Consider the following 24,139-nt stretch of genomic DNA (forward strand, 5'->3'; position numbering starts at 1 on the left):
GGGCGCACCGCCACCCCGCCCGCTACCGCCTGGTGACCAGCACGTCGGCGGCTTTCACGAACGCCACCCGATGACCGAACTGGATCACGTGGTACCGCTCTTCGCCGCGCACCACCGTGTGCTGCGACGCGTCGAACCCCGTCGCCCGGTAGTACTCGCCCGGCATGCTGCCGGCGGTCACATACCTCTGCCCCGCGAGCAGCTTGTACGGCAGCGGCGTCACCGCCTGCACCGGCACACCCGGCGGGTACGCCGACGCCTCCGGATAGGCGCGCCCGTACACCGGAACCTCCGCCAGCCCCGCCCGCGGGGTGACGAGCACGGCATGCGCGCCCACCGCGACCGGCCGGGTACGCGGGTTGTGGAACCACGCCTTCCCGCCCAGGTACCACACGGCCGTCCAGTCCCCCCGGCGCTCCGCGACGGCGTACCGCTGACCCGTGGAGGCCCGCGCACCCGTGTCGTTGACGCCCGTGGTCGAGTCGCCGCCGTCCGGGCGCAGCCCGGCGTCCTTCACCAGCGGCGACGACGCGTCCGGGGCGGTGTGCAGCCGGACCGCACCCGAACCGTGCGGCGCACAGCCGCCGCCCGCCTCGGCACAGCCCGTGTACACCGGCCGGTGCCGGTCGTAGTCGGGACGGATCGTCACCGCTGCGGCGCCCGGCCCCGCGGTGGCCGCGAACGGCCGCCCCAGGAGCGTGAAGTAGTGCGCCCAGTCCCAGTACGGACCCGGGTCGGTGTGCATACCCGGGACGGTCGACGGCAGGGTGCCCGGGACGTTGTCGTGGCCGATGATGTGCTGCCGGTCCAGCGGGACTCCGTACCGCCCGGCGAGATGGCGCACCAGCCGGGCGGAACTGCGGTACATCGCCTCCGTGTACCAGGCGTCGGGGCTGACCAGGAAGCCCTCGTGCTCCAGCCCGATCGACTTGGCGTTGATGAACCAGTTGCCGGCGTGCCAGCCGACGTCCTTGAGCCTCAGATGCTGGGCGACATGCCCGTCAGAGGACCGCAGCGAGTAGTGCCAGGACACGTACTCCGGGTCCTGGACCAGCCGGAGGGTGGTGTCCCAGGTCGCCTCGGTGTCGTGGATGACGATGTACTCGACCGACTGCGACACGGGCCTGTCCGCCTTGTCGTGGTTGCCGTAGTCGCCCTCACCGAACTGCTCGTACGGGGCGGGGATCCACTCGCAGGCCACGGTCACCGGACACTCGGTGAGCGTCCGGTCCGCGGTGCGCAGACCCAGCCGGGCCACGGCAGACCTGTCGGGAGGCGGACCCCCGTCGGCCCGCAGCGACACCCGCTGGCCGCCGTCGGTGGTCCGGCTCTGCCCGGTGCGGATGACGTCGAACACGTCGTCGGCGTATGCCGTCGCGGTCGCCGTGTCGTCGGCGCCCGAGAACCGGGCGACCGCCCCGAACCAGTCCGCCGCACCGCCGCCCGGCGCCCCGCCCAGCTCCCGCTGGGCGTCCGCGAGCAGCGCCGCGCCTCCCCGGACGTTCGCCGACGGGTCGGTGCGCAGGCGCTCGGCGGGGATACCGGTGAGGTCCGCGGCGCGCTCGAGGGTCCGCAACCGGGCCGGAAACACGGCACGCTCCCCGAGCGCGTGTGCGCCACCCGTCCGGGGCACCCGCGCCGTGTCGCCGCGGGGATCCTCAGCGCCGTGCGAATGGTGCGGAGCCTCGGCCAGGGCCGTCGCCGCGTCCGTCAGATGCATGGGCCCGTAGCCGCCGGTGACACTGGGGGCGCCGCCGTGCCCGTCCCAGCGCGACTGGATGTAGGAGACGCCGAGCAGCACATTCTGCGGCACCCGGTACTCCGCGGCGGCGTCCGCGAAGGCGCGCTGGAGTCCGCCTGACGGCGCTGACTGCTCCGCGGTGGCGGACGGGGCGCCGGAGGCCAGGGTCAGCAGCAGCGCCGCGACCACCGCCCCCCGCCTGCGAACATGTCTCGGTCGTACGGGGACGGACGCCTGCAACGCAGCCTCCAGTGACGGACGGTGCCCGGGGGATCCGTACAGGGGTAGCCGTTCCCGGACGATCCGTCAATGAGGCTCGGCGGTAGGGAAGTCCACGTCGGACCGGGCCGAAGACCCGGACCGGCGGTCGGCGGAGGCCGGTGGAGGAAACCGGCGACCACCGGCGGCGGAGCATCGTGACACGGCCTCCGGTGCCGGCAGTCCGTCCCGCCCGCCCCGCCCACGACCGCGGGCCACTCCGGACACGGCACCGCGCCGGGCTGCCGGGCTGCCGCACCGACCGATCCGACCGCACCGACCGATCCGACCGGCCACCGGACTCAGACCGGCGGCACGACCGCCACGGGGCAGGGCGCGTGGTGCAGCGCGGCATGGGCGACGGATCCGATCCGCGAACCGACTGGGGAGCGGCGCGCCCGCCGGCCGACCACCAGCAGCCGCGCACGGGCGGTGGCGGACAGCAGCACCTGCCCGGCGCTGCCGATCTCGACATGCTCCGTCACCGGCACCCCGGGATAGCGGTCCCGCCAGGGCTTCAGCGCCTCCGACAGCGCCTTGCGCTCGAACGGCTCAAGGCCGCCGGCCTCGTCCGCGAGCCTCATCGCGGCCGGGCTGTAGGTGTAGAGCGTCGGCAGGCTCCACGCTCGCACCGCCCGCACCCCCACTCCGTGTGCGGCGGCGGTCTCGAAGGCGAAGCCGAGGACCGCCTCGCAGTCCTCCGGCGCGCCCTGCTGCCCCACCACGATCTCGTCGCCCCCGCCGGGCTCGGGGTCCGCGGCCCGATCCTCCCCGGCGGGTGCGCGAACGGCGACGACGGGGCAGGACGCGGAGGCGATCACCTGCTGGCCGTAGGAGCCGACGAGGAAACCGACGACGGCGCCGTGCCCACGCGAGCCCAGCACCAGCATCGTCGCGCGCTCGGCCTCCCCGACGAGCGCCGCCACCGCGGTGTCCGGAACCACCTCGGCGGACACCGGCACATCCGGGAAACGCCGGCTGATCTCCGACTCCGCCTCACGCAGCAGACTCTCGGCGGCCCGGGCCTGCGCCTCCCGGTCCTGCACGATCGGAACGTCGAGCGGCTGCCACAGCCATGCGTGCACCAGACGAAGAGGAAGCCCGCGGAGCGCCGCCTCGCGGGCCGCCCAGTACGCCGCTGCCCGGCTCTCCGGCGATCCGTCCACTCCTGCGGTGATGCATCGGGCCATCGGGTTGTGCCTCCGTCCGGGGCCAGGGCTCGACCACGCGGGCCGCCCTGTGCGAATCGGTCCAGCCGAACCCGACCCTACAGGGGCGAACCGGCAGGCCCCGGACCCGGCCTCCGATACCGCCGGAACCGGCCGCGGCCCGCCCCGGGTTCCCCGGTGCCGGACACCCCGCACCGCCGGCCGCGGCCCGCCCCCGTCCGGTGGGCCGCCGGTCGACCGAGCGGTGACGGGTGCTCCCCGCTCAGCCCCGGAGGGGCACGGGAGCCGGGTGCGAGCCCGGGGTGGATCCGCCCAGGGGGAAGAAGCGCAGGAGAGGGCACGCAGGAGAAGCGGGAGAGGGCACGCAGGAGAAGACGCGTAGGAGAAGACGCGCAGGGAAGCGTTGAGGGAAGCCGCCGGACATCCGGGGCGTACGGCCCGGCAGACGACAGAGCGCTGTGTGTCCGGTGTGTCGGCACTGGACGCACAGCGCTCTTCCCCCTCGTCGCGGTCAGCGCGTGCCGACCGCCGCGCGCACGGCCCGCCGTGCCAGCGCGCAGTCATCGTGCAGCCGCCGCAGGAGCAGCCGCTGCTCCTCTCCGGAGGAGAGTCCGGTGTGCGGCGGCGGGACGGTGCCGGCCGGCGGCGCCTCCCGCATCGTCCGCTGCACCGCCGTCTCGTAGGTTCTGATCTCCCGGGTCAGCACCAGCATCAGGTTCACCAGGAAGGCGTCGCGCGCCGCCGGGCCGGACTGCTGGGCCAGCTGGCTGACCTGCCGCCGCGCCACCGGGGCGTCGCCCAGCACCGTCCACAGCGTCGCCAGGTCGTAACCCGGCAGATACCAGCCCGCGTGCTCCCAGTCGACGAGTACCGGGCCCGTCGGCGCGAGGAGGATGTTCGACAGCAGCGCGTCGCCGTGGCAGAACTGGCCCAGCCCGCCCTGCCGCCCACCGTGGTGCGCGAGCCCGTGCAGCAGCTTCTGCAGATCACCCAGATCGCGGTCGGTGAACAGACCGAGTTCGTGGTAGCGGGCGAACCGCGACACGTAGTCCAGCGGCGCGTCGAACATCCCGGAAGGCGGCCGCCAGGAGTTCAACCGCGCGACGGCCCCGAGTGCGGCACGGACGTCGGCGCGCGGCGGTGCCTCGGAGGGGTGCCGGGCGAGGGCGGCGGGGCGGCCGGGCATCCGCTCGACGACCAGCGTGCAGTTCTCCGGGTCCGCGGCGATGAGCCGGGGCACACGCACCGGTGGCCGGTGCCGGACGAACGCACGGTATGCCGCTATCTCGTGCCGGAACCGCTCCGCCCACGCGGGCGACTGGTCGAGTAAGCACTTGGCGACGGCGGTGGTCCGCCCCGTCGTGCCGACGAGCAGCACCGAGCGACCGCTCCTGCGCAGCACCTGTACCGGATTGAACTCCGGGCAGATGCGGTGCACCGAGGCGATCGCCATGCGCAGCTGCGCGCCCTGCGGGCCGGACAGGTCGATTCTCCCGCTGAGCGGCTGGCCGACCGCCCCCGGCCACCGCCGGGCCCTGCCGGCCGCGGAGGGCTCGAGCAGCGGCCCGCCGCCCGCCTGGAGGGTGCGCGGCCGGGGCGGGGCGGACACGGAGGACGATGCTGTGTACATGGGCGATACAGATCCCTTCGTGTGCCGACAACTCGCGTGCGCGGCCCTGCCCCGGAAGCCTTCGGCACCCTGGGGAATGCGTCTCGCTCCCGGGGCGGGGTGGCGCTTTCCTACCTGACACCCGCCCGCGGGTGGCACACCATCTGGCGGACCCTGGCGAAGCCTGGCGAATAGTCGCGGCGCATCTGACAGGGGGTTACTGTCAACTCAGCCGAGAACCTGGGGGCTTGACGTGACCGGAGTACCCAACACCCGTCTCGCGGACCTGTTCGGCCTCGCCGGCTGGTCCAAGGGCGAACTCGCGCGGCTCGTGAACCGGCAGGCGGCGGCCATGGGCCATGCGCAGCTGGCGACCGACACCTCGCGGGTGCGGCGTTGGATCGACATGGGGGAGTCCCCGCGCGATCCCGTGCCGAAGGTGCTGGCGGCTCTGTTCACCGAGCGACTCGGCCGTGTCGTGACCATCGAGGACCTCGGGTTCGTACGGCACGGGCGCACGCGCAAGCGGAGGGAGGCCGGCGGCGTCGGCCACCCCGACGGACTGCCCTGGGCACCCGAACGTACGGCGGCGGTCCTCACCGAATTCACGGGAATGGACCTCATGCTCAACCGACGCGGCTTGGTGGGCGCGGGCGCCGCGCTCGCCGCAGGCTCCGCACTCAGCAGCGCCATGTACGACTGGCTGCACACCGACCCCGCTCTCGCCACCCACGCCCCCCGTGTCCACGACCCCCTGCACGCCGACCCCGCCGGGTTCGACCGCTACGAGGCCGCGCCCATCGGGTCGCAGGAGATCGACGCCCTCGAGCGCTCCGTCGAGGTGTTCCGCGCCTGGGACGCCTCCCGCGGTGGCGGGCTCCAGCGCAAGGCCGTGGTGGGCCAGCTCAACGAGGTGGGCGGCATGCTCGCCTACCGGCACCCCGACCACCTCCAGCGCCGCCTGTGGGGTGTCGCCGCCAACCTCGCCGTACTCGCCGGCTGGATGTCCCACGACGTCGGCCTCGAACCCACCGCCCAGAAGTACTTCGTGATCGCCGCCCACGCGGCACGCGAGGGCGGCGACCGGCCCCGCGCCGGGGAGGCCCTCTCCAGGGCCGCCCGCCAGATGGTGCATCTGGGCCGGCCTGACGACGCCCTCGATCTGATGAAGCTCGCCAGGTCCGGCTCCGGCGAGTCGACACTGCCCCGCACGCGAGCGATGCTGCACACCATCGAGGCCTGGGCGCAGGCCTCCATGGGACGGGCTCAGGCCATGCGACGGACCCTGGGCGAGGCGGAGGAGCTGTTCGTCTCGGACAAGGGCGATGTGCCGCCGCCGAGTTGGATGCAGATGTTCGACGAGGCGGACATGCACGGCATGCAGGCGCTCGCCTACCGCACCCTCGCAGAGCACGATCCGGCCGCCGCCGGCATCGCCCAGCGCCATGCCAAGCAGGCGCTGGAACTCAGGGAGGGCGGTCGCCAGCGGTCGAAGATCTTCGACTACATCTCCATGGCGTCGGCGTGCTTCATCGCCGACGACCCGGAACAGGCGGACAGGTATGCCCGGCTGGCGCTGGTGTCGATGGGAGAGACCTCCTCGCACCGTACCTGGGACCGGCTGCGGGAGATGTACCGCCTCACGGGCCAGTTCGCCGGCTATGCGAAGATCGAGGACCTGCGGGAGGAAATCCAGCACGCGCTGCCCAACAGCCCGTCCCGGAGCGAGCGGAGCGTCAGGATCTGAAGCCGAGCCCGGGAAACCCGGTTGCTGCCTGCTGCCTGGTGTCTGATGCCGGCTGAGGGCTGCCGGCTGAGGGCTGCCGGCTGGCGATCGACAGCTGACAGCCACCAGTTGACAGCTGACGGATAGCAGCTGACAGATATTGAAAAGTGTCACTCCGTGAGCGTTTTCATGATTCCGGTATGGCCGGCCGACGCGGGCCGCGCTGGAGGGACGATGCCACCGAGGGAACCGGAGAAGCCGAAGGAACCGCAGCAAGCGAAGCGACGAGGACACCCGCAACGTCAGCACGCCGACGGCGAACCCGCCCGCCGCGCAGCCGCTCCGTGCCTCTTGTCTGTCAGGCGATCGTCTGTCAGGCGATCCTGGCCACCATCACCGAGGCGTCGTGCTGACGGTCGCCCACGTCGAACTCCTCGACGATCAGGCGCACGCAGTCCTGCGCGCTCCGGGCGACGGTGAGTCGGGGGGCGAGGGCGAGCAGCCGGTCGTGTCCGGTGCTGTCATGGGGGGCTCCCGTCCCTCTCGTCAGTCCGTCCGTGTGGAGAACCAGCACATCGCCGGGCAGCAGGGCAGTCTCGCCCTGCTCGTACACACCTCCGGCCGTCGCGCCGAGCAGGACGCCGCCCGGTCGGGGCAGGGCACGCCCCACCCCGCCGCGGTACAGCAGCGGGGCAGGGTGCCCCGCCTGCGCCCACGAGAGGATCCGGGTCGACGGGTCGTAGTGGCAGCACACGGTGCTGCCGAGTGCGGGCTGCGCAGCGGAGTCCAGCAGCGCGTTGAGGTGGCCCATCAGCGGGCCGGGCCGGATGCCGGCCACGGCGAGCGCCCGCTGGGCTCCCATCAGCATCGCCATGGCGGATGTCGCGGTGACCCCCTGACCGGTCAGATCGCCCACGCTCAGCAGCGCCAGTCCTCCGGGGATTTCCTGGGCGTCGAACCACTGGCTGCCGTTGAGCGCCCCGCGTGGAGACGGGAGGTGGTGGCCTGCGAGGTCCAGTGCCGCCGGACCGTTCGCGGGGATGCTGCGCTCGCCGCGCCAGGGCGGGAGGACCGCTTCGTGCATCTGTGTCGCCACACGGCGCTCGGTGCGGTCGATGTGCTGTCGTCGGGTGAGCGTGTCCTGGGATTCGCGTACCGCGCGCTGGGATCTGCGCAGTTCGCTGACGTCGCGGAGGACCGCCCACATCGAGGCGGTGCAGCCGTCGGCGTCGAGGACCGGTTCGCCCGTCATGTGGAGTGTGCGGACGCGCCCGTCGGCGCGGACGATGCGGAACTCGCCGTCGATCGGTTTTCCGTCTACCAGGCAGTCCGTCACCATCTCGGTGAGTAACGCCTGGTCCTCTGCGAACACCATGGAGGGCAGCTCGTCCAGGGTCATCGGGTCGCCGGCGGCGGGGCGTCCGAAGATCCGGTGCAGTTCCTCGGACCAGCTGACCTCGTCCGTCAGCAGGTTCCACTCGGCGCTGCCGACACGGCTGAGCAGTGAATCCGGTCGCGGTGGCAGGTCCTCGAACCCGGCCTGGTCCTCCCGGCCGGGTGGGCCGTCGGGCCCCGGCAGGGGAGGGAGTCCCTCCCTGAGCTGGCCCAGGTGCGCGCCGAGGTCGTCGAGCTGGTGGACCGCCAGGTCGCACAGGGCCCGCTGCCAGCGGCCCTGAGGGTCGTCCTCGTCCACCACGGCGTCCCGCCGGACCGCGTCGACGTCTCCGCGCAGTCGCCGGGTCTGCGAGATCAGCTCGTCCACCGAGTCGCGCCGTGGAGGCTGCGGGGCGGGACGGTCCGCGAACAGATGGGACGGCATGTCGTACTCCGATGCAGGCGCGGCATGGCCAGGTCTCAGCGAAAGACCGGTTATGACTGTTGCACAGGTACCGGGGGTGTGTAAGGGATTTGGCAACACTCGATACGGTGGTGCACCTGGCATATGTCAATGGCCCGCAGTGCGCCCGACCAGCCATGACGTCGTTCCCTGTTACTCCTGAGTCCTCGTGAGGCGTGACTCCGTGATGTCCTGTTCGAAGCCCTCGGTGGCAGCGGTCATCGGCGAACCGGGCTGAGGGGTGGGTCCCGTACGCGGCGCCACGCCGGTACCGGCACCGGCACCGGCGCAACGCAGGGGCCGGTACCGGGACCGGCACCGGGGGCGAAGCGTGACCGCGCGGTGTGACCGGGCGCCAGGCACCGGGCACCAGACATCGGGCACCAGGCACGGGGCCACGGGCGCCGCTTCGGTGGGCGCCGGTGCCGGGCCGTCTCGGTCTGTCCCGGGCCGGGTGGCGCATCTGGCGGAAGCGCGCCCGACGTCGATCACGATCCGCTCGGGCGGGTGGAGGCGCCTGGTCCTGCGGACCGGCGTGGAGCCCGAGGCCGCCCCGAACCCGACGCGACCATCGAAGTGGACGGCGGTGCGGGCCGGCGGCCCCGACCGCCGGCCCGCACCGCAGGTCAGGCGCCGCTCGCGCGGAGCATCCCCTCACGGTCGACGATCTTCACCCGCTCGCGGCCCTCGGGCTCGCCCAGCGCCCGCTCGGCCGCGTCCAGCCGGTACCAGCCGTCCCACGTGGTGTAGCGGACGGTCCGCTCCTCGAGGAAGGCGACGACCGCCTCGGGGTCCGGCGCCGACGGTGTGTGCAGGCGGCCGTTGGCGTGGTCGTCGAGGAGGCTCGCGACGGTCTCGTTGGCGTCTCCCTTGGTGTGGCCGATGAGGCCGACGGGGCCGCGCTTGATCCAGCCGGTGACGTATGTCGACTGCATACACCGCCCGGCCTCGACGACACGGCCCGCCTCGTGCGGCACCGTGCCGCTGCCGAGGTCGAAGGGCAGTTTGGCGATCTCCTCGGAGAGGTAGCCGACCGCGCGGTACACCGCCTGCACGTCCCAGTCGCGGAACTCGCCCGTCCCGGTGACGTTCCCGCTGCCGTCGAGGGCCGTCCGCTCGGTACGCAGCCCCGTCACCCGGCCGTCCTCGCCCACCACCTCGACGGGGGACTCGAAGAAGTGGAGGAACAGCTTGTGCGGCCGGTTCCCCGCATCGCGGATCGCCCAGTTCTCCAGCGTCTTGGCGACCATGTCCGCCTGCTTGCTGGCGCGGCGCGTGGCGATGGACCCCCCGTCGTAGTCGATGTCCTCGGGATTGACGATGACCTCGATGCTGGGGGAGTGGTCCAGCTCGCGCAGTTCCATCGGGCTGAACTTCGCCTGCGCGGGGCCGCGGCGCCCGAACACATGCACCTCGCGGGCCTTGTTCGCGGCCAGGCCCTCGTACACGTTCGGCGGGATCTCCGTCGGCAGCAGCTCGTCGGCGGTCTTGGCGAGAATGCGCGCCACGTCGAGTGCCACGTTGCCGACGCCGAGTACCGCTACCTTCTCCGCCCCCAGCGGCCAGGTGCGGGCGACGTCCGGGTGGCCGTCGTACCAGGACACGAAGTCCGCGGCACCGTACGAGCCGTCGAGGTCGATGCCTGGTATGCCGAGTGCCCGGTCGGCGTCGGCGCCCGTGGAGAAGACGACCGCGTCGTAGAAGGCGCGCAGATCGTCGAGGCCGATGTCACTGGGGTAGTCGACGTTGCCGAACACGCGGATCTGCGGTTTGTCGAGCACTTGGTGCAGGGCGGTGATGATGCCCTTGATCCGAGGGTGGTCGGGGGCCACGCCGTACCGGATCAGTCCGAAGGGGGCCGGCAGCCGCTCGAAGAGGTCGATGGACACGCCCGGGTCGGCGGCGGCCCCGGACTTGAGCAGGGCGTCGGCGGCGTAGATCCCCGCGGGTCCGGCTCCTACGACAGCTACCCGCAGGGGGCGAGGCATGACGGATTCCCTTCGAACGGTGATGGCGGTCTGGCGAACACTCTCTCACCCGGATGACCTGGTCAGGTAAGGGGGCCCTAATTTATGACCTCATAAGCCTGACTTATGGGTTCCCTAAGCGGGCGTGAGAGGGTCCGGTCGTCCGTCGTCCGTCGTCCGTCGCCCGAGAGGCCCGTCGCGCGTGCCGCCCGACAGGCCGCCTCCCGGGCGGCACGCGCCCGGCCGTGCGTCGTGAGGGTCATGGACCTCGGCGGGGCGCGGGCGGAACCCGCTGTCGGGCGGTTGCCGGCCGCACCGCCGGAGTCAGGGCGCCTCCAGCGCGAAACAAACGGTCCTCGGGCGCTGTGCCGCGCCTGCATCCCGCCCCGCGTCGCGGCGGGCCCCGAAATCCCCCGGATCCCCCGATCCCCGGATCCCGGGATCCCCGGATCCCGGGATCCCCGGATCCCGGGTTCTCAGGCGACCAGGGGCCGATCGCGCGGAGCGATCGGCGACGGCAGCACGGTGGATCCGGAGAGATAGCGATCCGCCGCCGCGGCGGCCGCCCGTCCCTCCGCGATGGCCCAGACCACCAGGGACTGCCCGCGCCCCGCGTCGCCCGCGATGAACACGCCGTCCGGCGGCGCCTGCCCGGTCGTGCGCTCCGGCGGGCGCGCCGGGCCGGACTCCCCGTCCGCCGGGGAGCCCCGTCCAGCGGAGGCGGCCCGTCCGGCGGAGGCGTCCCGGCCAGCCGAGGCGTCCCGGCCGCACGGCCGGGACGGCAGCGCGGCGAAGGCGCCGTCCCGGGCGAAGTTCCCCCGTTCGTCGACGGTCAGCCCCAGCTGCTCCATCAGCCCCGATCCCTGCTCGGGGCCGGAGAAGCCGAGGGCGATCAGCACGAGGTCCGCCGGAAGCGCCCGCTCCGTACCCGGCAGTGGGCTCCTCGCCGCCGGTTCCACTTCCGTCAGGCACAGCGCCCGTACCCGCCCCTCGGCGTCGCCTTCGAAGTGCAGGGTCGCCGACGAGAACAGCCTGGGATCGATTCCCTCGCGGCCCCGTGCTTCCGCATGGGCATGGGAGATCCGGTACACCTTCGGATGGGTCACGGGCCAGGGCTGCGCATCCGGCCTCGACTCCCCGGGCTCCGGATTGATGTCCAGCTGCACCGCGGAGAGAGCGCCCTGGCGCAGGACGGTGCCGAGGCAGTCGGAAGCGGTGTCGCCACCCCCGACGATCACGGTGTGCCTGCCCTCGGCGCTCACCGGTGGAGCGGCGTAGTCGCCCTCCCGGACCCGGTTCGCGTAGGTCAGATAGTCCATCGCCTGATGGATTCCGTCCAGCCGGCGGCCCGGCACCGGCAGCTCGCGCCGTTCCGTCGCGCCCACGGCCACGATCAGCGCGTCATGGCGGCGCCGGAGTTCGGCGGCGTCCAGCTCGCCGCCGACGTCCACACCGGTCCGGAACTTGGTGCCCTCCTCCCGCATCTGCTCGATGCGGCGGTCGACATGGTGCTTCTCCATCTTGAACTCGGGTATGCCGTACCGGAGGAGCCCGCCCGGCCGGTCATCGCGCTCGTAGACCACCACGGTGTGGCCCGTGCGGGTCAGCTGCTGCGCCGCAGCCAGTCCCGCCGGACCGGACCCGATGACGGCGACGGTCTTGCCGCTCAGACGCTGCGGCGGCTGCGGCGGCGTGTACCCCCGCTCCCACGCCTCGTCGGCGATGGTCTGCTCGACGTTCTTGATCGTCACAGGATCCGCGTTGATCGCCAGGACGCATGCGTCCTCGCAGGGCGCCGGACAGAGCCTTCCGGTGAACTCCGGGAAGTTGTTGGTCGCGTGCAGCCGTTCCGCCGCGGCGCGCCAGTCGCCGCGGGAGGCGTACGCGTTCCACTCAGGGATGAGATTGCCCAGTGGGCAGCCGTTGTGGCAGAAGGGGATACCGCAGTCCATACAGCGTTTGGCCTGCTCGGAGACGAGCGGGAGCAGCGCCTGCCCCGCGTAGACCTCCCGCCAGTCGCCCAGGCGCTCCTCGACCGGGCGTGGCGGTACGGGCCGCCGGGGAATGCTGAGGAAGCCGCGTGGGTCGGTCATGCGCCGTCTCCGTCGTCCATGGGTACTGCACTGCGGCGTTCCGACCAGCGTACGCCGGGTTTGTGCACGTCTGTAGGGGTATCGGTGGCATTGCCGCTTTTCCGGGCATGTCATGGTCTGGCTGGCGTCCGGTACGCCGCCGCCTTCCCCGCCCCCTCGCCCCCTGCGACGTCGGCGACCCCTGCCGCCTCCTCGTTCTCCACGGGCCCAGCCGGCCCGCGATGCCTCCGCGGTCTGTGCCCGTGGTTCCGGCGGCCGACGTGATCTCCGCGATCTCCGCGATCTCCGTGATCTCCGCGGTCTCTGCGCCCTCCGGCTGCCTCTGCGCCCTCCGGCTGCCTCTGCGCCCTCCGTCGCCTCCGTGCCCCCGAGTCCCTGCTCTTCGCGCCCTCCCAGCGCCATCCGGGTCGCGGGCTCGTACGCGACCTTCGCGAGCGACGGCGTGCGGCATGAGCCGTACTCCGTCACCAGAGTGCTCCGCGGGGACGAACCCGTCTCCGGCCTCGAACGGCCCGCGTCGTGGCGCGTCATGAACCCGGAGGTGGCCCTCGGCGTCACCTCCGTGCTCGAGGACACCGCCTTCAATACCGCGGCGGCGCCCGCCGTGGCGGCCCTCGGCCCTTCGCCGGGACGGCCCCGGGCCGGAGTGACACCCAGCGCGCAGCGTGGTTCGCCGGGTACGCCGGGAACCCGTCCACGGCCGTGACGATGTTCCGTTCCCGGCCCGGCGAACCGCTGCTCCCCATGGCCGGAACGGGTGGTGAGGGTACGGTGCGCGGCAGCCTCTTCCCGGCGCAGATCTGGGCGGACTGCATGACCTCGGACCCCCTGCGGAGGGTCGCACCCGTGCCGGTCGCGGCCCCGGAAGCCGTCCCCACCGCGCCTTCGTTGGGATAGCGGACGGGACCCGGGGCCGCCCGGGGCGGGCGCCCCCATCCGGCGCGGCGTCACGGCACAGTCTCCGGCCCGCCCCGGGTCCCGGGGACCGAGGCCGGGCGGGATGGAGGCGTCCGGTGGCCCGCGCGCTCGGCGGGATGGGCGTACCCCGGCCGCACCGAGGCGCTCGCCAGGCTCATGACCGGCTCCCTCGAGGGCGCGACCCGTCGCCCGTGCCGAACGCGACGTACGTCCGCTGGAGTGGGTGGTGAGGGAACCGGGCCGGCCGCTGGAGTGGGTGGTGAGGGAACCGGGCCGGCCGCTGGACGGATGCGCCACGGAGGAGCCGTCGGGGCGGTGGGGGACCCGAGGCCGGACGGGGCCGCATCGGCAGGTCCTCGGCGACAGACGGGGCCCGACCTGCCATGGGCAGAGCCATCCCCTCGGGCCCGCTCGAGACATGAGTGCGGTACTCGTCCCCGTCGCGCCCCCCTCCGCCCCTCCGCCCCTCTGCCCCGTCGCGCCTGCCTCCGCCACTCCGCCCCGGACGGTTGTGCGCGGCCGCATCGGTCGCCGCAGCCCTGTCCCCATGCCGCCGGTGCACGGCCGCCTGCCGATGAGACAAGCCGTCCGAGTGGCATCCAAAACAGGCGGAATACTCGCCAACCACTTGTCTGCCAGGGGTAGTTGGGCGCGAGGAACACCTTCCCCCACGGCGCCGCGGTCTGAGATCTTGCGTCCGTTCCTTTCATCGCACGCCCGGTGCGCGCCTCGGTGCGGCCGGGCTTCCGGAGGATGCATTGCCTACCCCCCTCATATCCAGTCGTCTGAGACGTCCGCCGGCCGCGTGCGCCGCCGTCGGTGCGGTTCTGCTGGCCGCGCTCCCCGTGAGCGCCGCACAGGCCGCGCCCCAGGCGGCGAGCGCAACTGCCGTGTCGGCGGCGCCCGCCGCCCCGCAGGCCGTCTGGGCCGCCGGGACCCGCGCCTACCTGGTGATCACCGCGCCCGGTGACACATCCGCCGTACGCGGTGCCGTCACGGCCAACGGCGGGACGGCCTTCGCGTACTACGACGCCATCGGCGTGATCGTGGCCCACGCCACGTCCCCGTCCTTCGCCGGCACCATGCGCGGCGTCCCGGGCGTGCAGCAGGTCGGTGCGACCCGCACATCGGACGTCCCCGCGGACGCGTACGACCCCGCGCTGCCCGCGGCGCCGTCCCAGTCGCCGACCAGCCTCACCGAGTCCAACCGCTGGGACATGACCCAGATCAAGGCGGACAAGGCGTGGGCTGTCAGCACCGGTTCCGCCTCGGTCAAGGTCGGTGTCCTCGACACCGGCGTCGACGACCGGCACCAGGACATCGCGCCCAACTTCAACGCGGCGGACTCCGTTTCCTGCGCCTACGGCCGACCCGACACCCGCGCCGGCGCCTGGCGCGACATCGGCGACCACGGCACGCATGTCGCGGGCACCATCGCCGCGGCCAGGAACGGCAAGGGCGTCGTCGGAGTGGCCCCCGGAGTGCGGATCTCCTCCGTCCGCATCGCCGAACCCGACACCAGCATGTTCTTCGCCGAGAACACCGTCTGCGGCTTCATGTGGGCCGGCGACCACGGCTTCAGGGTCACCAACAACAGCTACTACACCGATCCGTGGATGTTCAACTGCCCGGACGACGCCGACCAGGCCGCGATCATCGAGGGCGTGAGGCGCGCCCAGCAGTACGCGGAGGGCAAGGGCTCGCTCCAGGTCGCCGCCGCCGGCAACTCCAACTACGACCTGGCGAACAAGCGGACCGACAGGTCCAGCCCCAACGACTCGACGCCGGTGACCCGCACCATCACCAACGCCTGCATCGACATCCCGACGGAGCTGCCGGGCGTCGTCACGGTCGCCGCGACGGGGAACGGCAACGTCAAGGCGTCGTACTCCAACTACGGCCGTGGCATCATCGACGTCGCCGCGCCGGGCGGTGACGGCGCGTACGGGGTGTACTCGACGCTCCCGGGCGGCAAGTACGGGAACAAGAACGGCACGTCGATGGCCTCCCCGCACGTGGCGGGCGTCGCGGCCCTGATGGCGAGCACCGACCCGGCCGCGACCCCGGCCGAACTGCGTTCCCGCCTCGCGGCGCAGGCCAACGACACCGCCTGCCCGTCCGACGGCCGCTGCACGGGTACGACCGCCGACAACGCCTTCTTCGGCGAGGGGCAGGTCGACGCGCTGAAGGCGGTCGGCGGCACTCCGCCCCCGGGCCGCTACTTCGAGAACACCACCGACGTGGCCGTCAACGACAACGCCACCGCCGAGTCGCCCATCACGGTCACCGGACTCACCGGCAACGCCCCCGCCGCGCTCGTCGTCGGTGTGGACATCAAGCACACCTACCGCGGTGACCTGGTGCTGTCCCTCGTCGCTCCGGACGGCACGGTGTACCTGCTGGAGGACTTCCCGGACGGCGACAGTGCCGACGACGTCGTGAAGACGTACACGGTGAACGCCTCATCGAAGGTGGCCGCCGGCACCTGGAAGCTGCGGGTACGGGACTCGGCCACCCGGGACACCGGCCGTATCGACGCCTGGAACCTCACCTTCTAGCGAAGCGCAACGGAGCAGAACGGAGCAGAACGGAACGGAACGGAACGCAACGGAGCGGAACGGAGTGGTCCGGCCGCTGGACGAGGGCCCCGGGGAGTCGCCGAAGCGCTCTCCGGGGCCCTCCGTACGGGCCGTACCCGCGCCCCGCAAGGGCCGTACCCGCGCTCCGGAGGGGACGCACCGGAACCGTCGGCGCGGACGCCGGCTCCGCGCCGAGCCGGCTCCGCGCTGACCGTGCCGTTTCCCGCCGCCGGCCGCGGTGTCCGGCATGATCCTTCGAGCCGTCCTCGCCGGGCCCCGGCCCCACCCGAGAGGCGGGCGGACGCCCGGGGCCGAGGGCGGGATCGGGGCGGCGCGCCGCCGTCCCCGTGGGTGAGGCGCGTCTCATCCGCACACCTCCACTTGCCTATGCAACGAGTTGCACACAAGGATCGGAGGCATGGCTCTCGAACACGCGATCCTCGTCTCCCTGCTGGAGCAGCCAGGCTCCGGCTATGAGCTCGCGCGCCGGTTCGAGCGGTCCATCGGGTACTTCTGGACCGCCACCCACCAGCAGATCTACCGCGTCCTCAAGCGCATGGAGGGCGACGGCCTGCTACAGGTCCGCGAAGTGGCCCAGCAGGGCCGGCCGGACAAGAAGGAGTACTCGGTCGCCGTCCCCGGTCGCGCCGCCCTCTCCCGTTGGCTGCACGAACCGGTCGAACCGGAGAGCATCCGCCATGAACTCGCCGTGAAGATCCGCGGTGCCGCCTTCGACGACCCGGCGGCGCTGATCTCCGAGGTCGAGCGGCACCGCAAGGCCCACAGTGCCCGGCTGGAGCACTACCTCGCGGGGGAGCAGCGGGACTTCGCCGGACCCGGTGCGCCCCGGCCGCCTGACACCCGCCGGGAACTCCAGCACGTCGTGCTGCGCGGAGGGATCGCCTACGAGCGGATGACCATCGCCTGGCTCGACGACGTCCTGTCCACCCTCCACCGACTGCGCGCGGCATCCGCGGGGACCTGAACCGGGCACCTACGGGGACCTGAACCGGGCGGCCGTGCGGACGGCCCCGGCCGGCTCCGCCGCCCGGGAACCCCGGGAACCCCGGGAACCCCGGTCACCCGGAACCGCACCGCTTCACCCGTACCCGCCTGGCGGGACGGGCCCGGCTCGTGGCGAACCGCCCCGAGCACCCCGCCCCGCGGCGAACGGCGGTACACCCCCTGACCGTCCGCGGCGAACCGCACCGCCCGGGCCCACCCGTCCGACCCCGACCTCAGGAAGGCGTATCCGATGGCCGACGAACTCCTGTTCAACCCCCGCACCTACGACCCCGCGCACTTCGACCCCGAGACCCGCAGGCTGCTGCGCGCAACGGTCGACTGGTTCGAGTCCCGCGGCAAGCGCAGGCTGATCGAGGACTACCGCTCGCGCGTCTGGCTGGACGACTTCCTCGCGTTCTCCGCCAAGGAGGGCCTGTTCGCCACCTTCCTGACCCCGGCGGCCGACGCCGCCCGGCCGGACCAGCGCTGGGACACCGCGCGCATCGCCGCACTCAACGAGATCTTCGGGTTCTACGGTCTCGACTACTGGTACGCCTGGCAGGTCACCATCCTGGGCCTCGGGCCGGTGTGGCAGAGCGGCAACACCGCAGCCCGGGCCCGCGCGGCCGAACTCCTCGCCCAAGGGCAGGTGTTCGCCTTCGGGCTCTCCGAGAAGAGTCACGGCGCCGACATCTACTCCACCGACATGCTGCTGGAACCCGACGGCGACGGCGGTTTCCGGGCCACCGGGTCCAAGTACTACATCGGCAACGGCAACGCCGCCGGGCTCGTCTCCGTCTTCGGCCGCCGCACCGACGTGGAGGGCCCGGACGGCTACGTCTTCTTCGCCGCCGACAGCCGGCACCCCGCGTACCACCTGGTGCAGAACGTCGTCGACTCCTCCAAGTACGTCAGCGAGTTCAGGCTCGAGGACTACCCGGTGGCACCCGACGACGTCCTCCACACCGGCCGTGCCGCCTTCGACGCCGCCCTCAACACCGTCAACGTCGGCAAGTTCAACCTCTGCACCGCGTCGATCGGCATCTGCGAGCACGCGATGTACGAGGCCGTCGGCCACGCGCACAACCGCGTCCTGTACGGCCGCCCCGTCACCGCGTTCCCCCATGTGCGGCGCGAACTGACCGACGCGTACGTACGCCTCGCCGGCATGAAGCTGTTCAGCGACCGCGCTGTGGACTACTTCCGCTCCGCAGGCCCGGACGACCGCCGCTACCTGCTCTTCAATCCGATGACCAAGATGAAGGTCACCACGGAGGGCGAGAAGGTCATCGACCTGATGTGGGACGTCATCGCCGCCAAGGGCTTCGAGAAGGACAACTACTTCGCGCAGGCCGCGGTCGAGATCCGGGGCCTGCCCAAGCTCGAGGGCACGGTCCACGTCAACCTCGCACTGATCCTGAAGTTCATGCGCAACCACCTGCTGGACCCGGTGGCCTACCCCGAGGTGCCCGCCCGGCTCGACGCCGCCGACGACGGGTTCCTGTTCCGGCAGGGACCTGCCCGGGGGCTCGGCTCCATCCGCTTCCACGACTGGCGGGCCGCCTTCGACGCCTACGCCGACGTGCCCAACGTCGCCCGCTTCCGCGAGCAGGCCGACGCCCTGTGCGTCTTCGTCGGCACGGCCGCCCCCGACGAGGAGCAGAGCCGCGACCTGGACCTGCTGCTCGCCGTCGGCCAGTTGTTCGCCCTGGTGGTGCACGGCCAGCTGATCCTCGAGCAGGCCCGGCTGACCGGCCTGGACCAGGACGTGCTGGACGAACTCTTCGCCGTCCTGGTCCGCGACTTCTCCGGGTACGCCGTCGAACTGCACGGCAAGGACTCGGCCACCGAGCGGCAGCAGAACTGGGCGCTGGGCGCCGTTCGCCGGCCCGTCGTCGACGAGGCCCGCTCGGCACGTGTCTGGGAGCGGGTCGAGGCGCTGTCCGGGGCGTACGAGATGGCGCCGTAGACGGAGGGATCGGCAGCCCGGCGGTGTACCGCACCGCGGACGCCGGGCCGCCGCCTCGGCCGGTACGGCCGTCGACCGCGCCGGTGGCGCGGACACGGGAGGTCGAGTGGCGCGGGTCCCGGGAGAACGGACGGTGCGGGTCCCGGGAGAACGGACGGTGCGGCGTCAGCGACGCCGGGCGGGCCGGGTCGGCCCGGGAGACCGTGCGGGTGTCAGGCCGCGGGGGAGGGGGCGGCAGCGGTCCGGCGGGCGGGTACGTGCCGGCCGCAGGGGCCGTGGAACCGGTTGTTCCGGCAGATCGGATCCGGGTACCGCTCGCCCGGGTCCCGGGCGATGGCCACCGACGTCAGGTCGTCGTCCCCGTCTGCGGCGGGCCACTCCGTCGCACCTCCGACGACGGTGCCGGTGGGACCGCCGAAGCGGAACGCGCGCCGGGCCGGCCGAAGGCACCCGGATGGTGTCGCCCCCGGCGACGTGGACGACCGCGTCCGCATACGCGCCGTCCAGCAGCAGCGGCGGACGGACGCCGGTGCCCGCTCCCGGGACCATCCGTCGGCTCGGGGTGCCGCCGACGGTGACCGAGCCGACGCTGTCCACGGCAGCGAGGCGCACGGGGCGGTGCCGTCGACCGAAGAACGCGCACGGCCATGTGATTCCTCCCCTGTGCAGCTCAACAGCATGATCGGTTTCGATGCCGGGAGTATTCGAGCGGTCGGCGGAGATCCGCTATCCGGTGTGCACCTTCGCGTCGGGCGGCGAATCCCAGGGGCAGGGCAGGGCGGGGCAGCACAGGACAGGACAGGGTGAGGCAGGGCGGGGCGGGACCCGTCCGGCCTACCGGGGAGTGCTCGGCACCGGCGGGCAGGAGCATTCCCGAACCGCTGCCGCGAGGCTCCGGACAAGGGCGCTCCTGGAACGGCCGACTCCAAGGGAGAACATCGGCGCGACCGCGCAGATCGCAGGTAGGCGGCTCATACGCTCGTGGTTCCGTTACCGGTACGGGGTAGCGGCCTCGGCCTGCCCTGGCCCCGCGGCGGGCGCGTGTCCGGTGCACGGCCGGAGCGGTCCGGCGGAGCCCCGACGAGTGTGACACAGCGTGATCGTGTGCCGGTCGGCGCTGCCGACCGCCGCCGAAGTTCCCCCTAACGCACGGTGGCGCGGCAGCGCGGTCAGGGAAGGGGACCACAGGGTTCCCGGCACACAGCCGTACCCCGACGCCCGCACCACACCGTGGCACCGGGTACGCCCGTCGGCGGCCGACCGGCAATGCCACGCCGCCTCACACACGACCTGGACGACCGAGGAAAGACACGATGGACATGCAAGCGGAGCCGGGCCGGGATTTCTGGGGTGGGGTGCCGGCGTCGGGTGGGTTCACTGCGGTGCCGCGGTGGGTGGCGGGTGTTCCGGTGCCGGGATCCGGGACCCGGGCTACCAACGCCGACACCGCCGCCGACACTGACGGCGACACCGACGGCGACGCCAAGGCCGACACCGAAAGCCAACCCGCCCCTGCCCCCTGAACGCAGAGCCTGCGGGCCCGGCACGGAACACCGCAGCAAGGAAAGGACCCCATCATGACGTCCCCCGCCCCCGCGACCCTGCCCGAGGCGACCGTTCAGCCCGGCAGGACGCCGATCCTCCCCATCGACCCCCCTGACGACACATCGAGCTGGATCGCCGCGCACACCACCGCACTGCGCTCCCTCGTCGCCACGCACGGGGCGATCCTCATCCGAGGCCTGGGGCTGCGCGGCGCGGACCAGGCCGCCGCGGCTCTTCGGGAACTCGCGGGCGGTGCTCTCATGCGGGACACCGAGGCCTTCGCCGTTCGTGAGGCGTATCGGGACGGGGTGTACTCGTCCACCGCGTGGCCGCCGAACCAGCCGATGTGCATGCACCATGAACTGAGCTACGCGCTGACGTTCCCCGGGATGATGATGTTCGCGTGCCTGACCGCTCCCGCCTCGGGCGGGGTGACGGGGGTCTCGGACGCCTCGGCCGTGCTGGAGGCGCTGCCCGCGGCGATGGTGGAGCGCTTCGAGCGGGAGGGCTGGCTCCTCACCCGCAGCTACAACGACGAGATCGGCGCCTCCTGGGCCGAGGCCTTCGGTACCGGCGACCGCGGCGCCGTCGAGGAGTACTGCCGCGCCAACGCCATCGACTTCGCCTGGCAGAGCGACGGCGCACTGCGCACCCGCCAGCGCCGCAGCGCGGTCGTGCGCCACCCGGCGACCGGGGTGCGCTGCTGGTTCAACCAGATCGCCTTCCTCAACGAGTGGACCCTGGCCCCCGAGGTCCGCGAGTACCTCGTCGACGTCTACGGCGAGGACGGCCTGCCGTTCAACACCCGCTACGGCAACGGCGACCCCGTCGGCGAGGACGTCGTGGCGACCCTCAACGAGGTCTACGAGGCCCACACGGCCCGCGAACCCTGGCAGCCCGGCGACCTGATGCTCGTCGACAACATCCGCACCGCCCACAGCCGCGAACCCTACGACGGCCCCCGCGAGATCCTCGTGGGCATGTCGGACCCGCAGCAGTTCTCCGGCACCTCGTCGGTGAGCGCAGAGGCAGCACGATGACCGCCTCGGCCCGCCGTACCGCCTCGACCGGCAGTACCGCCTCGGCCCGCCGTACCGCCTCGACCGGCAGTACCGCCTCGGCCCGCCGTACCGCCTCGACCGGCAGTACCCCCTCGGCCGCGACCGGTCAGGGACACCCGTCCCCACCGGCGGCTCCGACCCCACCCGAGACCCGCTCCACCCCCCGGGAGTCTCCCATGTCCCAGCCCACCGCAGTGCCACCGTTCGCCGTGATCTCCGGCGCCCAGGTGCAAACCACCCTCCGGCATCGCGAGAAGCAGATCACCGACCTGGTCGAAGCCACCTACCGGCTGCATGCCATGGGCGACTCGGTCAATCCGCCCTCGTACTTCCTTCGGTTCCCCGACCGCCCCAACTCCCGGATCATCGCACTGCCGGCGTCCGTCGGCGGACAGGTCCGCGTGGACGGCATCAAGTGGATCTCCAGCTTCCCCGACAACGTCGCCGCGGGGATCCCCCGCGCTTCGGCCGTGCTGATCCTCAACGACCACGACACCGGCTACCCGTTCGCCTGCCTGGAAAGCTCGATCATCAGTGCGTCGAGAACCGCCGCGATGGCGGCCCTCGCCGCCGACCGGCTCAGCCGCGGCCGGCCCGAACGCCCCTCGCGGGTCGGGTTCTTCGGCACCGGCCTGATCGCCCGCTACATCCACACCTTCCTCGCCGGCACCGGCTGGTCCTTCGACGAGATCGGGGTGCACGACCTGTCCGCCGACAGCGCCGCCGGGTTCGCCGGCTATCTGAAGCAGACGGGCACTCCCGGCCGGGTCACCGTCCACGACGGCCCCGAGGAACTCATCCGCTCCAGCGACATGGTCGTATTCGCGACCATCGCCGCGAAACCGCATGTCACCGACCCGTCGTGGCTCGGGCACAACCCGCTGGTGCTGCACGTCTCACTGCGCGACCTCGCCCCCGAGATCGTCCTCGCCTCGGCCAACTTCGTGGACGACGTCGAGCACTGCCTCAAGGCCGACACCTCCCCGCACCTGGCCGAACAGCTCACCGGAAGCCGGGACTTCCTCAACGGCACCCTGGCCGACGTCGTGTCCGGCGAGGCACGGGTGCCCGGTGACCGGCCGGTGGTCTTCTCGCCCTTCGGCCTCGGGGTCCTCGACCTGGCCGTCGGCAAGTACGTGTACGACGAGACGGTACGCGCCGGCCGGCTGCACACCGTCGACGACTTCTTCCACGAACTGCGCCGTCACGGCTGAGGCCGACGCCCGGCCCGCCCGGCCTGCCCGGCTCGCCAGGCCCGGCTCCGTGCCCGGCGGAGCCGGTCTCGTCGAACATCCGGCCCACCCCGTCGACCGCGCCCTCCGCCACCTCGCCGAACTCGCCGCCGCCCGTGCCGGGCCGCCCCCCGAGGCGCATGTCACGACACTCGCCGCCGGCAACCGCCCCGGCGAAGGTCACGACCGCATCGCCCTTCCCGCCCTTCTGGCCCTCCGTGCGCCGTCCCTCCGCACTCCACGGCCCGGCTCCGGGGCACGGGTGGCGCCGCGGCGCACGTCGCAGCGCCACCACGAGCTGCGGTTCAGCCGGCCGGGGCCTGGTAGAGGCCGCGGCCCGCGCGGTGCGCACGGGAGGTGGCGACCAGCCGGTCGAGGGTGCTGCGCACGGTGTTGATGTTCCCCGCGCTGTCGTCACGGCCGAGGGCCCGGGCCACGTCCCGGGCCCGCAGGGCGGTTCCGGGGTGGCGGGACAGCACGGCGATCACCTGCTCCGTCAGCCCCCCGGACTCCGGGGACGCCCCGGCCGGTGCCGTGCCGTCCGCCGTCTTCTTCGCCGTGGCCGCGGACTGCTTCCTCGCCTTCGACTTCACGGACCTGGCCGGTGAGGTGGGCGCCTTCTTCGCCGGGCGGCGCCGGGAGGTGGTGGCGGGCTTCTTCGCCTTGGGCTTCGGGGCGGTGGGGCTCCTGCGGGACGTACGGACGGTGCCCGAGCCGGTCACCGTGCCCGAGCCGGTCACGGTTCCCGAGCCGCCCACGGACCGGGCATCCGCGGGCTCAGCCGCGGTCTCGTCGGTCCTGTCCTCCTGCGTGGTGGCCTCGTCGGTGGCCTCGGTGCCGGAGTCCTCCACGGCGACGTCCGCGGTGGGTTCCACGGGGGCCACCTCCGCCGCGGAGGCACCGACGGCCGGCTCGGCGGCGCGCGGTGCCGGGACCACGGTCGCCGACAGCGCGCTGAGCGCCGCCAGGGCCGTGCGCACCGACTCCAGCCGGTCCGAGACCGCCGCGAGTTCCTTCTGCAGTGCGACCTGCTGCTGCTCCAGCTCAGGAAGCTCCGCCTGAAGCAGCGCAGTTGTCGCCTCGATGCTGTGCGTTGCGTTGGGCGTCGATGTCATCGTGCTCTCCTGACGCGGCTGTGCCTGCTGCCGGTGGTGGGAATGGTGTGATGCAGGGTACGCCGTTTGCCCGGAGTTCGGTGCATGTGGTTCCGGCATCGCCTGTGCGTGCGACGCCCGGAGGGCGCGGCGGGACCGGAATCCGCCGCGGACAGCGCGGTGTTGTGACGGATCCCCGCGGGCCGGAGCCCGCCGGGGGCCGTTGCGTACGTTCGCGGGGCCGGGTCCTGCCGCCCCCGCCGCACAGCCCCCGCCCCCCGCCGGGTACGGGGAGCGGTGCGGCGGATACGGGGAGCGGCGCAGCGATACCGCTCC

The 24,139-nt window shown here is 72.7% G+C and carries 14 protein-coding genes; 7 read left to right on the forward strand and 7 right to left on the reverse strand.

The features are described from left to right. Positions 1-22: 22 nt before the first annotated feature. The 3 genes from DDQ41_RS30300 to DDQ41_RS30310 all read right to left on the reverse strand — a co-directional run bounded on the left by DDQ41_RS30300 (position 23) and on the right by DDQ41_RS30310 (position 4,798). Positions 23-1,930 carry an N-acetylmuramoyl-L-alanine amidase gene (locus tag DDQ41_RS30300; protein WP_109297327.1) on the reverse strand — a complete coding sequence of 636 codons (1,908 nt, stop codon included), beginning with the start codon at positions 1,928-1,930 and terminating at the stop codon, positions 23-25. Between the two features lie 371 nt (positions 1,931-2,301). After that, a complete protein-coding gene (locus DDQ41_RS30305; RefSeq protein WP_109297328.1) occupies positions 2,302-3,189 on the reverse strand; it encodes a universal stress protein in 888 nt (295 codons plus the stop codon). A 490-nt stretch (positions 3,190-3,679) separates the two neighbouring features. Then, entirely contained in the window at positions 3,680-4,798 is a 1,119-nt protein-coding gene (locus DDQ41_RS30310; protein ID WP_109297329.1) for an aminoglycoside phosphotransferase family protein, read from the reverse strand. Between the two features lie 232 nt (positions 4,799-5,030). Between DDQ41_RS30310 and DDQ41_RS30315 the strand changes: the two genes are divergently transcribed. Beyond that, on the forward strand, positions 5,031-6,524 hold the full coding sequence (locus DDQ41_RS30315) for a DNA-binding protein NsdB (RefSeq protein WP_109297330.1): 1,494 nt from the start codon (positions 5,031-5,033) through the stop codon (positions 6,522-6,524). A gap of 352 nt (positions 6,525-6,876) precedes the next feature. Here the strand turns inward: DDQ41_RS30315 and DDQ41_RS30320 are convergent, their stop codons facing one another. The 3 genes from DDQ41_RS30320 to DDQ41_RS30330 all read right to left on the reverse strand — a co-directional run bounded on the left by DDQ41_RS30320 (position 6,877) and on the right by DDQ41_RS30330 (position 12,400). After that, positions 6,877-8,322 (reverse strand): PP2C family protein-serine/threonine phosphatase, encoded by a 1,446-nt coding sequence (locus DDQ41_RS30320; protein ID WP_109297331.1) that lies wholly within the window; start codon positions 8,320-8,322, stop codon positions 6,877-6,879. A gap of 644 nt (positions 8,323-8,966) precedes the next feature. Next, positions 8,967-10,328: an FAD-dependent oxidoreductase gene (locus DDQ41_RS30325; RefSeq protein ID WP_109297332.1), complete on the reverse strand. Its 1,362-nt coding sequence runs from the start codon at positions 10,326-10,328 to the stop codon at positions 8,967-8,969. A gap of 455 nt (positions 10,329-10,783) precedes the next feature. After that, positions 10,784-12,400: a glutamate synthase subunit beta gene (locus tag DDQ41_RS30330; RefSeq protein ID WP_109297333.1), complete on the reverse strand. Its 1,617-nt coding sequence runs from the start codon at positions 12,398-12,400 to the stop codon at positions 10,784-10,786. A 1,676-nt stretch (positions 12,401-14,076) separates the two neighbouring features. Between DDQ41_RS30330 and DDQ41_RS30345 the strand changes: the two genes are divergently transcribed. From DDQ41_RS30345 to sbnB, 6 genes are all read left to right on the forward strand, one after another. Beyond that, entirely contained in the window at positions 14,077-15,876 is a 1,800-nt protein-coding gene (locus DDQ41_RS30345; protein ID WP_174720339.1) for a S8 family peptidase, read from the forward strand. 439 nt (positions 15,877-16,315) lie between these two features. Continuing rightward, positions 16,316-16,882: a PadR family transcriptional regulator gene (locus tag DDQ41_RS30350; RefSeq protein ID WP_109297334.1), complete on the forward strand. Its 567-nt coding sequence runs from the start codon at positions 16,316-16,318 to the stop codon at positions 16,880-16,882. A 270-nt stretch (positions 16,883-17,152) separates the two neighbouring features. Continuing rightward, complete coding sequence (locus DDQ41_RS30355) at positions 17,153-18,871, forward strand: acyl-CoA dehydrogenase family protein (protein ID WP_109297335.1); 1,719 nt, start codon at positions 17,153-17,155, stop codon at positions 18,869-18,871. Positions 18,872-20,184: 1,313 nt separating this feature from the next. Continuing rightward, positions 20,185-20,394, forward strand: a complete 210-nt coding sequence (locus tag DDQ41_RS31520; RefSeq protein ID WP_162602768.1) for a hypothetical protein — start codon at positions 20,185-20,187, stop codon at positions 20,392-20,394. Positions 20,395-20,448: 54 nt separating this feature from the next. Next, the gene (locus DDQ41_RS30370; RefSeq protein ID WP_109297338.1) at positions 20,449-21,456 is read left to right on the forward strand and encodes a TauD/TfdA family dioxygenase; all 1,008 of its coding nucleotides are present in this window, start codon (positions 20,449-20,451) and stop codon (positions 21,454-21,456) included. Positions 21,457-21,653: 197 nt separating this feature from the next. Continuing rightward, the gene (sbnB, locus tag DDQ41_RS30375; protein WP_109297339.1) at positions 21,654-22,691 is read left to right on the forward strand and encodes a 2,3-diaminopropionate biosynthesis protein SbnB; all 1,038 of its coding nucleotides are present in this window, start codon (positions 21,654-21,656) and stop codon (positions 22,689-22,691) included. Between the two features lie 323 nt (positions 22,692-23,014). On the opposite strand, the gene DDQ41_RS30380 is transcribed toward sbnB, so the two are convergent. Then, a complete protein-coding gene (locus DDQ41_RS30380) occupies positions 23,015-23,824 on the reverse strand; it encodes a hypothetical protein (protein WP_109297340.1) in 810 nt (269 codons plus the stop codon). Positions 23,825-24,139: the final 315 nt, after the last annotated feature.

The sequence above is a fragment of the Streptomyces spongiicola genome (assembly GCF_003122365.1).
Taxonomy (GTDB): Bacteria; Actinomycetota; Actinomycetes; order Streptomycetales; family Streptomycetaceae; genus Streptomyces; species Streptomyces spongiicola.

Excerpts from the sequence above, each read along its gene's own strand:
- DDQ41_RS30330 (WP_109297333.1), bottom strand. The coding sequence starts at position 12,400 with ATGACCGACCCACGCGGCTTCCTCAGCATTCCCCGGCGGCCCGTACCG.
- DDQ41_RS30325 (WP_109297332.1), bottom strand. The coding sequence starts at position 10,328 with ATGCCTCGCCCCCTGCGGGTAGCTGTCGTAGGAGCCGGACCCGCGGGG.
- sbnB (WP_109297339.1), top strand. The coding sequence starts at position 21,654 with ATGTCCCAGCCCACCGCAGTGCCACCGTTCGCCGTGATCTCCGGCGCC.
- DDQ41_RS30370 (WP_109297338.1), top strand. The coding sequence starts at position 20,449 with ATGACGTCCCCCGCCCCCGCGACCCTGCCCGAGGCGACCGTTCAGCCC.
- DDQ41_RS30305 (WP_109297328.1), bottom strand. The coding sequence starts at position 3,189 with ATGGCCCGATGCATCACCGCAGGAGTGGACGGATCGCCGGAGAGCCGG.
- DDQ41_RS30310 (WP_109297329.1), bottom strand. The coding sequence starts at position 4,798 with ATGTACACAGCATCGTCCTCCGTGTCCGCCCCGCCCCGGCCGCGCACC.
- DDQ41_RS30355 (WP_109297335.1), top strand. The coding sequence starts at position 17,153 with ATGGCCGACGAACTCCTGTTCAACCCCCGCACCTACGACCCCGCGCAC.
- DDQ41_RS30350 (WP_109297334.1), top strand. The coding sequence starts at position 16,316 with ATGGCTCTCGAACACGCGATCCTCGTCTCCCTGCTGGAGCAGCCAGGC.
- DDQ41_RS31520 (WP_162602768.1), top strand. The coding sequence starts at position 20,185 with ATGGACATGCAAGCGGAGCCGGGCCGGGATTTCTGGGGTGGGGTGCCG.
- DDQ41_RS30320 (WP_109297331.1), bottom strand. The coding sequence starts at position 8,322 with ATGCCGTCCCATCTGTTCGCGGACCGTCCCGCCCCGCAGCCTCCACGG.
- DDQ41_RS30380 (WP_109297340.1), bottom strand. The coding sequence starts at position 23,824 with ATGACATCGACGCCCAACGCAACGCACAGCATCGAGGCGACAACTGCG.